This window comes from Streptomyces sp. NPDC036984, from assembly GCF_055607665.1.
Genome location: NZ_JBVJRL010000001.1, coordinates 707,432 through 719,901, shown reverse-complemented (window position 1 = coordinate 719,901; position 12,470 = coordinate 707,432). Strand labels below are relative to the sequence as shown.

Annotated in this window: 11 protein-coding genes; all 11 read left to right on the top strand. The window is 69.3% G+C overall.

What is annotated here, in order from left to right:
* The first annotated feature begins 5 nt into the window (after positions 1–5).
* From ACZ7DL_RS03315 to nuoL, 11 genes are read left to right on the top strand one after another with little or no spacing between them, the layout of a single operon-like run.
* The gene (locus tag ACZ7DL_RS03315; protein WP_007383964.1) at positions 6–560 is read left to right on the top strand and encodes a NuoB/complex I 20 kDa subunit family protein; all 555 of its coding nucleotides are present in this window, start codon (positions 6–8) and stop codon (positions 558–560) included.
* A complete protein-coding gene (locus tag ACZ7DL_RS03310) occupies positions 557–1,327 on the top strand; it encodes an NADH-quinone oxidoreductase subunit C (protein ID WP_470771009.1) in 771 nt (256 codons plus the stop codon). The genes ACZ7DL_RS03315 and ACZ7DL_RS03310 overlap by 4 nt, the downstream gene beginning before the upstream one ends.
* Positions 1,324–2,664, top strand: coding sequence for an NADH-quinone oxidoreductase subunit D (locus tag ACZ7DL_RS03305; protein ID WP_470771008.1), 1,341 nt, complete (start codon positions 1,324–1,326; stop codon positions 2,662–2,664). The genes ACZ7DL_RS03310 and ACZ7DL_RS03305 overlap by 4 nt, the downstream gene beginning before the upstream one ends.
* Complete coding sequence (gene nuoE, locus ACZ7DL_RS03300; protein WP_470771007.1) at positions 2,661–3,527, top strand: NADH-quinone oxidoreductase subunit NuoE; 867 nt, start codon at positions 2,661–2,663, stop codon at positions 3,525–3,527. The genes ACZ7DL_RS03305 and nuoE overlap by 4 nt, the downstream gene beginning before the upstream one ends.
* A complete protein-coding gene (nuoF, locus tag ACZ7DL_RS03295; protein WP_470771005.1) occupies positions 3,527–4,873 on the top strand; it encodes an NADH-quinone oxidoreductase subunit NuoF in 1,347 nt (448 codons plus the stop codon). The genes nuoE and nuoF overlap by 1 nt, the downstream gene beginning before the upstream one ends.
* Positions 4,870–7,374 (top strand): NADH-quinone oxidoreductase subunit G, encoded by a 2,505-nt coding sequence (locus tag ACZ7DL_RS03290; protein ID WP_470771003.1) that lies wholly within the window; start codon positions 4,870–4,872, stop codon positions 7,372–7,374. Before nuoF ends, ACZ7DL_RS03290 begins: the two co-directional genes overlap by 4 nt.
* Complete coding sequence (gene nuoH, locus ACZ7DL_RS03285; RefSeq protein WP_470771001.1) at positions 7,371–8,735, top strand: NADH-quinone oxidoreductase subunit NuoH; 1,365 nt, start codon at positions 7,371–7,373, stop codon at positions 8,733–8,735. Before ACZ7DL_RS03290 ends, nuoH begins: the two co-directional genes overlap by 4 nt.
* Complete coding sequence (gene nuoI, locus ACZ7DL_RS03280) at positions 8,728–9,369, top strand: NADH-quinone oxidoreductase subunit NuoI (RefSeq protein ID WP_470770999.1); 642 nt, start codon at positions 8,728–8,730, stop codon at positions 9,367–9,369. The genes nuoH and nuoI overlap by 8 nt, the downstream gene beginning before the upstream one ends.
* Complete coding sequence (locus ACZ7DL_RS03275) at positions 9,366–10,211, top strand: NADH-quinone oxidoreductase subunit J (protein WP_470770997.1); 846 nt, start codon at positions 9,366–9,368, stop codon at positions 10,209–10,211. The genes nuoI and ACZ7DL_RS03275 overlap by 4 nt, the downstream gene beginning before the upstream one ends.
* Positions 10,208–10,507 carry an NADH-quinone oxidoreductase subunit NuoK gene (gene nuoK, locus ACZ7DL_RS03270; RefSeq protein ID WP_023547474.1) on the top strand — a complete coding sequence of 100 codons (300 nt, stop codon included), beginning with the start codon at positions 10,208–10,210 and terminating at the stop codon, positions 10,505–10,507. Before ACZ7DL_RS03275 ends, nuoK begins: the two co-directional genes overlap by 4 nt.
* Before the next feature lie 15 nt (positions 10,508–10,522).
* Positions 10,523–12,469, top strand: a complete 1,947-nt coding sequence (nuoL, locus tag ACZ7DL_RS03265) for an NADH-quinone oxidoreductase subunit L (RefSeq protein WP_470770996.1) — start codon at positions 10,523–10,525, stop codon at positions 12,467–12,469.
* The last annotated feature ends 1 nt before the right edge of the window (position 12,470 follow it).

Here is a 12,470-nt window from a genome sequence, read left to right as displayed (position 1 = left end):
ACGACATGGGACTCGAAGAAAAGCTGCCGAGCGGATTCCTGCTGACCACCGTCGAGCAGGCCGCGGGCTGGGTGCGCAAGGCGTCCGTCTTCCCGGCCACCTTCGGCCTGGCCTGCTGCGCCATCGAGATGATGACCACCGGGGCCGGCCGCTACGACCTCGCCCGCTTCGGCATGGAGGTCTTCCGCGGCTCGCCGCGCCAGGCCGACCTGATGATCGTCGCCGGCCGGGTCAGCCAGAAGATGGCGCCGGTCCTGAGGCAGGTCTACGACCAGATGCCCAACCCGAAATGGGTGATCTCCATGGGCGTCTGCGCCTCCTCGGGCGGCATGTTCAACAACTACGCGATCGTCCAGGGCGTCGACCACATCGTCCCGGTCGACATCTACCTGCCCGGCTGCCCGCCCCGCCCCGAGATGCTGATGGACGCGATCCTCAAGCTCCACCAGAAGATCCAGTCCTCCAAGCTCGGCGTCAACGCCGAGGAGGCGGCCCGCGAGGCGGAGGAGGCGGCGCTCAAGGCCCTGCCCACGATCGAGATGAAGGGGCTGCTGCGGTGAGCGACGCGAACGGCAACGGCGCGGGCGGCGTCAACGGGTCCGCGAACGGGGTGAACCCCGAGAAGGACCTCTCCGCCTCCAACCTCCCCGGCCAGCGCGGCCAGGGCGGCGAGGAGATCCGCGTCCAGCGCGGCATGTTCGGCGCCGAGAACGGCGGCGACACCTCCGGCTACGGCGGCCTGGTCCGCTCGGTCCGACTCCCGGGACCGGCGACCCGTCCCTATGGCGGCTGGTTCGACGAGGTCGCCGACGAACTGGAAGGCGCCCTGGAGGAACAGGGACTCCTCCCCGAGAACGCCATCGAGAAGACGGTCGTCGACCGCGGCGAGCTGACCTTCCACATCGAACGCGAGCACCTGGTCCGCGTCGCCCGCACCCTGCGCGACGACCCGGCCCTGCGTTTCGAGCTGTGCACCGGCGTCAGCGGCGTCCACTACCCGAACGACAAGGGCCGCGAGCTGCACGCCGTCTACCATCTGCGGTCGATCACCCACAACCGGCTGATCCGCCTCGAAGCCAGCGCCCCCGACACCGACCCGAGCATCCCGTCACTGGTCTCCGTCTACCCGACCAACGACTGGCACGAGCGCGAGACCTACGACTTCTTCGGAATCGTCTTCGACGGTCACCCGGCCCTGACGCGGATCATGATGCCGGACGACTGGCAGGGCCACCCGCAGCGCAAGGACTACCCCCTCGGCGGCATCCCCGTCGAGTACAAGGGCGCCCAGATCCCGGCTCCGGACCAGCGGAGGTCGTACTCGTGAGCACGCAGTCAGCATCCGCCGCGTCGGCCGCGTCCGCGCGCGAGACCACCGAGGGCACCGTATATACGGTCACCGGTGGCGACTGGGACGAGGTCGTCCAGTCCGCTTCCCGTGCCGACGACGAACGCATCGTCGTCAACATGGGTCCCCAGCACCCGTCCACCCATGGAGTGCTCCGCCTGATCCTGGAGATCGAGGGCGAGACGGTCACCGAGGCCCGCTGCGGCATCGGCTACCTGCACACCGGCATCGAGAAGAACCTCGAGTACCGCACGTGGACGCAGGGCACCACCTTCGTCACGCGCATGGACTACCTGACGTCCTTCTTCAACGAGACCGCCTACTGCCTCGCCGTCGAGAAACTCCTCGGCATCGAGGACCAGATCACCGAGCGCGCCACGATCATCCGAGTGCTCCTGATGGAGCTGAACCGGCTGTCCTCCCACCTGGTGTGCATCGCCACCGGCGGCATGGAGCTGGGCGCCACCACGATCATGATCTACGGATTCCGTGATCGTGAAATGATTCTCGACCTCTACGAGCTCATCACGGGCCTGCGCATGAACCACGCGTACATCCGGCCCGGCGGACTCGCCCAGGACCTGCCCCCGGGCGCCGTGGACCAGATCCGCGAGTTCGTGAAGAAGATGCAGAAAAACCTCCCGGAGTACGACAAGCTCGCCACCGGGAACCCCATCTTCAAGGCCCGCATGCAGAACATCGGCTACCTCGACCTGGCCGGCTGCATGGCCCTCGGCGCGACCGGCCCGATCCTGCGATCCACCGGCCTGCCGCACGACCTGCGCAAGGCCCAGCCGTACTGCGGCTACGAGACGTACGACTTCGACGTCCCCACCGCCGACACCTGCGACGCCTACGGCCGCTTCCTCGTCCGCCTGGAGGAGATGCGCCAGTCCCTCAGGATCGTCGAGCAGTGCCTGGACCGGCTCCAGCCCGGCCCGGTCATGGTCGCCGACAAGAAGATCGCCTGGCCCGCCCAGCTCGCCCTGGGACCGGACGGACTCGGCAACTCCCTCGACCACATCAAGAAGATCATGGGCACCTCCATGGAGGCCCTGATCCACCACTTCAAGCTGGTCACCGAGGGCTTCCGCGTCCCGCCGGGACAGGTGTACGCGGCCGTCGAGTCACCCAAGGGCGAACTCGGGGTGCACGCCGTCTCCGACGGCGGCACCCGCCCCTACCGGGTCCACTTCCGCGACCCGTCCTTCACCAACCTTCAGGCCATGGCGGCGATGTGCGAAGGCGGCCAGGTCGCCGACGTCATCGTCGCCGTAGCGTCCATCGACCCCGTGATGGGAGGCGTCGACCGGTGACCACCTCTTCTTCGGAGCGGGGCGTCAGCCTGGGCATGCCCGCACTGCCCGCCCCCGCGTACCCGGACGACGTCCGGGCGCGGCTGGAGGCCGACGCGCGCGAGGTGATCGCGCGCTACCCGGACTCCCGGTCCGCCCTCCTGCCGCTGCTCCACCTCGTGCAGGCGGAGGAGGGCCACGTCACGCGCACTGGAATGCAGTTCTGCGCGGACATGCTGGACCTGACCACGGCCGAGGTCACCGCCGTCGCCACCTTCTACACCATGTACCGGCGCAAGCCGTCCGGTGACTACCAGGTCGGCGTGTGCACCAACACGCTGTGCGCGGTGATGGGCGGCGACGCGATCTTCGAGACCCTCCAGGACCACTTGGGCCTCGGCAACGGCGAGACCACCGACGACGGCAAGGTCACCCTGGAGCACATCGAGTGCAACGCGGCCTGCGACTTCGCCCCGGTCGTGATGGTCAACTGGGAGTTCTTCGACAACCAGACGCCGGCGAGCGCCCAGCGCCTGGTCGACGACCTGCGGGCGGGACGGCCCGTACAGCCCACGCGCGGGGCCCGGCTGTGCACCTTCAAGGAGACCGCCCGGATCCTGGCCGGCTTCCCCGACGAGCGGCCCGGGGCCGTCGAGGAGAGCGGCAGTGCGGGACCCGCGTCGCTGGTGGGCCTCCGCCTGGCAAAGGGAGAGGCCGCACCCGCGCGCGTGGTCCATCCGCGCGGAGGTCCGCATGAGGAACCGCAGGACAGGATGCACGAGCCGTCGCCGGCCGAGCACCTCAGTTCCCATGACGCGCCGCAGGAGACATCGGCCTCCGACCCAGCCCACCCGGCAGGGCCTACCGCCGAGGAGGGGGAGTGATGACCGTGGTACCCGAGGTGAAGGACACGAGCCCGGAGAAGCTGCTCGCACCCGTGCTGTCGGCCTTCTGGGACGAGGACCGGTCCTGGACTCTGGACGTCTACCGAAGGCACGAGGGGTACGAGGGGCTCCGCAAGGCGCTCGCCATGTCGCCGGACGAGCTGATCGCGTACGTCAAGGACTCCGGGCTGCGCGGCCGCGGCGGCGCGGGGTTCCCGACCGGAATGAAGTGGCAGTTCATTCCTCAGGGTGATGGAAAACCGCACTATCTAGTTGTCAACGCCGACGAGTCGGAGCCGGGCACCTGCAAGGACATCCCGCTCCTCTTCGCGAACCCGCACAGCCTCATCGAGGGCATTGTGATCGCGTGTTATGCCATCAGGTCGTCGCATGCCTTCATCTATCTGCGTGGCGAAGTCGTCCCCGTTCTGCGGCGGTTGCACGAAGCCGTGCGCGAGGCCTACGCGGCGGGCTACCTCGGCGAGAACATCCTGGGCAGCGGGCTCGACCTCCAGCTCACCGTGCACGCGGGTGCGGGCGCGTACATCTGCGGTGAGGAGACCGCACTGCTCGACTCGCTCGAAGGCCGCCGTGGGCAACCGCGGCTCCGTCCCCCCTTCCCTGCGGTGGAAGGCCTCTACGCCTGTCCGACTGTGGTGAATAACGTCGAGTCGATCGCGTCGGTTCCCGCCATTCTGAAAAACGGCAAAGACTGGTTCAGGTCGATGGGCAGCGAGAAGTCCCCGGGCTTCACGCTCTACTCGCTCAGCGGCCACGTCGCGAGCCCCGGCCAGTACGAGGCGCCGCTCGGCATCACCCTGCGCCAGCTCCTCGACATGAGCGGCGGCATGCGGCCCGGCCACCGTCTGAAGTTCTGGACGCCGGGCGGCTCCTCGACGCCGATGTTCACCGACGAGCACCTCGACGTCCCGCTCGACTACGAGGGAGTGGGCGCCGCCGGCTCCATGCTCGGCACCAAGGCGCTCCAGTGCTTCGACGAGACGACCTGCGTGGTGCGGGCCGTGACCCGCTGGACCGAGTTCTACGCCCACGAGTCCTGCGGCAAGTGCACGCCCTGCCGTGAAGGGACGTACTGGCTGGTGCAGTTGCTGCGGGACATCGAGGCCGGCAAGGGCCTGATGTCAGACCTCGACAAGCTGAACGACATCGCCGACAACATCAACGGCAAGTCCTTCTGCGCCCTCGGCGACGGCGCCGCATCCCCGATCTTCTCCTCGCTGAAGTACTTCCGCGAGGAGTACGAGCAGCACATCACGGGCCGGGGCTGCCCCTTCGACCCGGCCAAGTCGACGGCCTGGGCGGACCGCCCGGAGGTGAACGCATGACCGTGACCACCAGCGCCCCCACCGGAGGGGGCCAGGCGGCGGTCCCGCCGGAGGACCTCGTCACGCTGACGATCGACGGCGTCGAGATCAGCGTGCCCAAGGGCACCCTGGTCATCCGGGCCGCCGAGCAGCTCGGCATCGAGATCCCGCGGTTCTGCGACCACCCCCTCCTGGACCCGGCCGGCGCCTGCCGCCAGTGCATCGTCGAGGTCGAGGGCCAGCGCAAGCCGATGGCGTCCTGCACGATCACGTGCACGGACGGGATGGTGGTGAAGACCCACCTGACCTCGCCGGTCGCCGAGAAGGCCCAGCACGGTGTGATGGAGCTGCTGCTCATCAACCACCCGCTGGACTGCCCGGTCTGCGACAAGGGCGGCGAGTGCCCGCTCCAGAACCAGGCGATGTCCCACGGCAACGCCGAGTCCCGCTTCGACGGCAAGAAGCGGACCTACGAGAAGCCCGTACCGATCTCCACGCAGATCCTGCTCGACCGCGAGCGGTGCGTGCTGTGCGCCCGCTGCACCCGTTTCTCCAACCAGATCGCCGGCGACCCGATGATCGAGCTGGTCGAGCGGGGCGCGCTCCAGCAGGTCGGCACCGGCGAGGGCGACCCGTTCGATTCGTACTTCTCCGGCAACACCATCCAGATCTGCCCGGTCGGCGCCCTGACGTCGGCGGCCTATCGGTTCCGCTCCCGCCCCTTCGACCTCGTCTCCTCGCCGTCGGTGTGCGAGCACTGCGCCGGCGGCTGTGCCACCCGCACCGACCACCGGCGCGGCAAGGTCATGCGGCGGCTCGCCGCCAACGACCCCGAGGTCAACGAGGAGTGGATCTGCGACAAGGGACGCTTCGCGTTCCGGTACGCGCAGCAGAAGGACCGTCTCGCCACCCCCCTGGTACGCAACTCCGAGGGCGTCCTGGAGCCCGCCTCCTGGCCCGAGGCGCTGGAGGCGGCCGCACAGGGCCTGACCGCCGCCCGCTCCCGGGCCGGTGTCCTCATCGGCGGCCGGCTGACCGTCGAGGACGCGTACGCGTACAGCAAGTTCGCGCGCGTGGCGCTCGACACCAACGACATCGACTTCCGCGCGCGCGTGCACAGCGGCGAGGAGGCCGACTTCCTGGCGGCCCGGGTGGCCGGCCGAGGCCGCGACCTGGACGGTACGGGCGTCACGTACACCTCCCTGGAGAAGGCGCCCGCTGTGCTGCTGGCCGGCTTCGAGTCGGAGGAGGAGGCACCCGGCGTCTTCCTGCGGCTGCGCAAGGCCTGGCGCAAGCGCAAGCAGCAGGTGTTCGCGCTGGCCACGCACGCCACCCGGGGCCTGGAGAAGGCGGGCGGCACGCTGCTGCCGGCCGCTCCGGGCACCGAGACGGAGTGGCTGGACGCCCTCGCGAGCGGCGTCGGCCTGGAGGGCCCCGGTGCGCGAGCCGCCGAGGCCCTGCGCACCGAGGGCGCCGTCATCGTCGTGGGCGAGCGGCTGGCCGGCGTCGCAGGCGGCCTGACGGCCGCCCTGCGGGCCGCCACCGCGACCGGCGCCGAGCTGGTGTGGATCCCGCGGCGGGCCGGCGAACGCGGCGCCGTCGAGGTGGGCGCGCTGCCCTCGCTGCTGCCGGGCGGCCGCCCGGCGACCGACCCGCGTGCGAGGGAGGAGGTCGCCGCCACCTGGGGCCTCGGCGAACTCCCCCTGCGCTACGGCCGCGACACCCACCAGATCATCGAGGCCGCCGCGGGCGGCGAACTGTCCGCGCTCGTCGTCGCCGGTGTGGAGGTCGCCGACCTGCCCGACCCGGCACGCGCGCGTGAAGCGCTGGAACGCATCGGCTTCCTGGTGTCGCTGGAGCTGCGGCCCAGCGAGGTCACCGAGCATGCCGACGTCGTACTGCCGGTCGCCGCGGTCGCCGAGAAGGCGGGCACCTTCCTCAACTGGGAGGGCAGGGTGCGCTTCTTCGAAGCCGCGCTCAAGCCCGACCAGATGACCCGCAGGCTCGCACCTGCCGACACGCGCGTGCTGCACATGCTCGCCGACGCCATGGACGTCCACCTGGGCCTGCCGGATCTGCGCACGACGCGCGCGGAGATCGACCGGCTCGGTTCCTGGGGCGGATCTTGCGCCTCCGAGCCCAGGGAGTCCGCGGGCGTGCTGCCCCGCCCGGCCGTCGGCGAGGCCGTACTCGCCGGCCACCGGCTGCTGCTCGACCAGGGCGTCCTCCAGGAGGGCGACGAGGCGCTCGCCGGAACCCGGCACGCCGCACGCGCGCGCGTGTCCGCCGCCACGGCCGCCGAGGTGGGCGTCGAGGACGGCGACATCCTGGCCGTCTCCGGCACCGCCGGCACGGTCGAACTGCCTCTTCAGATCACCGAGATGCCCGACCGGGTGGTCTGGCTCCCGCTGAACTCCGTCGGCACCGGCGTCGCCTCCGACACCGGGGCACGGCCCGGCTCCCTCGTCCGCATCGGCCCGGCGGCAGTCGCCGACGAGGCCCCCAAGGAGGTGGAGGCATGAGCGCGTACCTCGCCGCTGAAGACCTCTCGATGTTCGGCCGTGACCCCTGGTGGCTGGTCGTCGTCAAGGCGGTGTTCTGCTTCGCCTTCCTGATGGTGACCGTGTTGTTCTCCATCGTCTGGGAGCGCAAGGTCGTCGCCTGGATGCAGCTGCGCATCGGCCCCAACCGGCACGGCCCCTGGGGCATGCTCCAGTCGCTCGCCGACGGCGTGAAGCTGATGCTCAAGGAAGACATCATCGTCAAACGCGCGGACAAGGTCGTCTATGTCCTCGCCCCGATCGTCGCGGCCATCCCGGCCTTCATGGCGATCGCGGTGATCCCCTTCGGGCCGGCCGGCAACGAGATCTCGATCTTCGGCCACCGCACCACGATGCAGCTCACCGACCTGCCGATCGCGATGCTCTACATCCTCGCGGTCGCCTCCGTCGGCATCTACGGCATCGTGCTCGCGGGTTGGAGTTCCGGATCCACCTATCCGCTCCTGGGCGGCCTGCGCTCCTGCGCACAGATGATCTCCTACGAGATCGCCATGGGCGCCGCGTTCGCCTCCGTGTTCCTGTACTCGGGGTCGATGTCGACGTCCACGATCGTGGAGCAGCAGCACGACCGCTGGTACATCCTGCTGCTGCCGGTCTCCTTCATCCTCTACATCGTCACCATGGTCGGCGAGACCAACCGCGCCCCCTTCGACATGCCGGAGTCCGAGGGCGACCTGGTCGGCGGCTTCAACACCGAGTACTCGTCGATCAAGTTCGCGATGTTCATGCTCGCCGAGTACGTCAACATGGTGACGGTCTCGGCCGTCTCGACCACCCTGTTCCTCGGCGGCTGGCGCGCCCCCTGGCCGGTCAGCAGCTTCTGGGAGGGCGCGAACCACGGCTGGTGGCCCCTGCTCTGGTTCGTCGTCAAGGTCCAGCTCCTGCTGTTCTTCTTCATCTGGCTGCGCGGCACCCTTCCCCGCGTCCGCTACGACCAGCTGATGAAGCTCGGCTGGAAGGTGCTCATCCCGGTCTCCGTGACCTGGCTGATGCTGGTGGCGACCGTCCGGGCCCTGCGCAACGAGAACTACGACTTCGCCGACATCGCCCTCTACGTCGGCGGCGGTGTCCTGGCCCTGCTGCTGATCTCCTTCGTCGCCGACATGTTCCGCGAGAAGGCGAGGACGGCCGAAGAGCCTGCCGCCCAGCAGCCGGCCTTCGACCCGACGGCGGGCGGATTCCCCGTGCCGCCGCTGCCCGGACAGGAGCTGCCGCCGGTGCCGAGGCGCCGCCCGCGCCGCGAGCGGGAGCTGATTGTCAGTGGCGGGTCGGACACTGTCAGTGACGGATCTACGGATGGAAAGGAGGCGTCCGATGGCTGAGGAACCCAAGGACACCAAGCCCGGTTTCCAGAACCCGGTGGCCGGCTTCGGCGTGACCTTCAAGGCCATGTTCAAGAAGCGGCTGACCGAGCAGTACCCGGAGCAGAAGAAGACAACGGCTCCGCGGTTCCACGGACGGCACCAGCTCAACCGCCATCCGGACGGCCTGGAGAAGTGCGTCGGCTGTGAGCTGTGCGCCTGGGCCTGCCCCGCCGACGCCATCTACGTGGAGGGCGCCGACAACACCGACGAGGAGCGTTACTCGCCGGGTGAGCGGTATGGCCGCGTCTACCAGATCAACTACGCCCGCTGCATCCTGTGCGGCCTGTGCATCGAAGCGTGCCCCACGCGCGCGCTGACGATGACGAACGAGTTCGAACTGGCCGACTCCAGCCGCGCCAACCTCATCTACACCAAGGAGCAGCTGCTCGCCGGCCTCGAAGAGGGCATGGTCGACACGCCCCACGCGATCTTCCCGGGGACGGACGAACAGGACTACTACCGGGGCCTGGTGACAGGGGCGGCGCCCGGCACCGTCCAGCAGGTCGCCGTCTCCAAGGGCGAGGTCCCGCAGGAGGCGGCCTCCACCTTCGGCGAGGACGAGCCGGCCTCGGAGAAGGTGATCGGCCGATGAACGCGCAGCACCTCGCCGCCTACACCACCTCCACCGGTGAGGCCTTCCAGTTCTGGGTGCTCGGCACGATCGCGGTGCTCGGCGCCCTCGGCACCGTCCTCATGAAGCGGGCCGTGCACAGCGCGCTCTGCCTCGCCGGCACCATGATCGTCTTGGCGGTGTTCTACCTCGCCAACGGCGCCTACTTCCTCGGGATCGTGCAGATCGTCGTCTACACCGGCGCGATCATGATGCTGTTCCTGTTCGTGGTGATGCTCGTCGGCGTCACGGCCGCGGACTCCCTGAAGGAGACCATCAAGGGCCAGCGCTGGCTGGCCCTTGCGTGTGGGGCCGGCTTCGGCGTCCTGCTCTTCGCCGGCATCGGGAACGCCTCCCTGAAGGAGTTCAACGGCACCGGCCAGGCGAACGCGAACGGCAATGTGGAGGGCCTCGCGTCCTTCATCTTCACCAAGTACGTCTTCGCCTTCGAAATCACCGGCGCCCTGCTCATCACGGCCGCCGTCGGCGCCATGGTGCTCACCCACCGCGAGCGCACGGAGCGCGCCAAGACCCAGCGCGAGCTGTCCGAACAGCGTGTCCGCGAGGGCGCGTACATCCCGCCGCTGCCCGCCCCCGGCGTCTACGCCCGGCACAACGCCGTGGACATCGCGGGTCTGCTGCCCGACGGCACCCCGTCCGAGCTGACCGTCAGCAAGACGCTGCGCGAGCGCGGCCAGATCCGTGACGTGTCCGTCGAGGCGCTCAACGACCTCCGGGCGCTGGAGCAGCGCGCGGAGGAGCGCCTGGAGCGCAGGGCGATCGAGCCGGAGACGTTCAAGCGGCCCGAGGAGGCGTCGAAGTGAACCCGGTCAACTACCTCTACCTCGCCGCCCTGCTGTTCACGATCGGCGCGACCGGCGTACTGATCCGGCGCAACGCCATCGTGGTCTTCATGTGCATCGAGCTGATGCTGAACGCCTGCAACCTCGCGTTCGTCACCTTCTCCCGGATGCACGGCAACCTCGACGGCCAGATCATCGCCTTCTTCACGATGGTCGTCGCCGCCGCGGAGGTCGTGGTGGGCCTCGCGATCATCGTGTCGCTGTTCCGTACCCGCCACTCGGCCTCGGTCGACGACGCCAGCCTGATGAAGCTGTAAGGGGTCGGAAGAATCGTGGAGAACCTGATCGCGCCGCTCATCGCGGCGCCCCTGCTCGGAGCGGCCGTCCTCCTGGTCGGCGGCCGGCGGCTCGACCGCGTCGGCCACTGGATCGGCACGCTCCTGTCGGCCGCCTCCTTCGTGTTCGGCCTGGTCCTCTTCGCCGACCTGCTCGGCAAGGGAGCCGAACACCGCACGCTGACCCAGCACCTGTTCAGCTGGGTCCCGGTGGCCGGTTTCCAGGCGGACGTGACCTTCCGCCTGGATCAGCTGTCGATGACGTTCGTCCTGCTGATCACGGGCGTCGGCTCGCTGATCCACCTGTACTCGGTCGGGTACATGGAGCACGACGAGCGGCGCCGCCGCTTCTTCGGCTATCTGAACCTGTTCCTCGCGGCGATGCTGCTGCTCGTCCTCGCCGACAACTACCTGCTGCTGTACGTCGGCTGGGAGGGCGTCGGTCTCGCCTCGTACCTGCTGATCGGCTTCTGGCAGCACAAGCCCAGCGCCGCCACGGCCGCGAAGAAGGCATTCCTGGTCAACCGCGTCGGCGACATGGGCCTGTCGATCGCGATCATGCTGATGTTCACCACCTTCGGCAGCTTCGCCTTCGGCCCGGTCCTCAGCAGCACCGGGGACACCTCCGAGGGCAAGCTCACCGCGATCGGCCTGATGCTGCTGCTGGCCGCCTGCGGCAAGTCCGCCCAGGTGCCGCTCCAGTCCTGGCTCGGGGACGCCATGGAGGGCCCGACCCCGGTCTCGGCCCTGATCCACGCGGCGACGATGGTGACCGCGGGCGTCTACCTGATCGTCCGTTCCGGCGCCATCTTCAACGCGGCCCCCGACGCCCAGCTGGCCGTCACCGTGGTCGGCGCGGTCACGCTCCTGTTCGGTGCGATCGTCGGTTGCGCCAAGGACGACATCAAGAAGGCGCTGGCCGGCTCGACCATGTCGCAGATCGGCTACATGGTGCTGGCCGCGGGCCTCGGCCCCATCGGCTACGTCTTCGCGATCATGCACCTGGTGACGCACGGCTTCTTCAAGGCCGGACTGTTCCTCGGCGCCGGCTCCGTGATGCACGGCATGAACGACGAGGTCGACATGCGCAAGTACGGCGGCCTGCGCAGGTACATGCCGATCACGTTCATCACCTTCGGCCTCGGCTATCTCGCCATCATCGGCTTCCCGGGCCTGTCCGGCTTCTTCTCCAAGGACAAGATCATCGAGGCGGCGTTCGCCAAGGGCGGCACCGAGGGCTGGATCCTCGGCGGCGCGGCCCTGCTGGGCGCGGCCATCACCGCCTTCTACATGACGCGCGTGATGCTGATGACGTTCTTCGGAGAGGAGCGTTGGAAGAACCAACCCACTCGCTCGCCGGAGGCGCCGAGCGCCGAGCCCGCCGCCGAGACCCGCGGCGAGCACACCGAGCCGCACCCGCACGAGTCCCCGAAGGTCATGACGATCCCCATGATCGTGCTGGCCGTCGGCTCCGTCTTCGGCGGTGGCTTCTTCAGCATCGGCGACCGCTTCCTGCACTGGCTGGAGCCGGTCACGGGCCACAGCGAGGGCGACTCCCCGCTCAGCGCCGCCGTGGTCACCGGTGCCACCATGGTCTGCCTGGTCCTCGGCGTCGCCATCGCCTGGGCCCAGTACGGCCGCAAGCCCGTCCCGGTGGTCGCCCCGCGCGGCTCCCTGCTCACCCGCGCGGCCCGCCGCGACCTCCTCCAGGACGACTTCAACCACGTCGTCCTGGTGCGCGGCGGCGAGCACCTCACGCGCTCCCTGGTGTACGTCGATCACACCCTGGTCGACGGCGTCGTCAACGGCACGGCGGCCGGTTTCGGCGGTCTGTCCGGACGGCTGCGCCGGCTCCAGAACGGCTTCGCCCGCTCCTACGCGGTCTCGATGTTCGGCGGTGCGGCACTCCTGATCGCCGCGACCCTGCTGATGAGGGCGGTCTGAT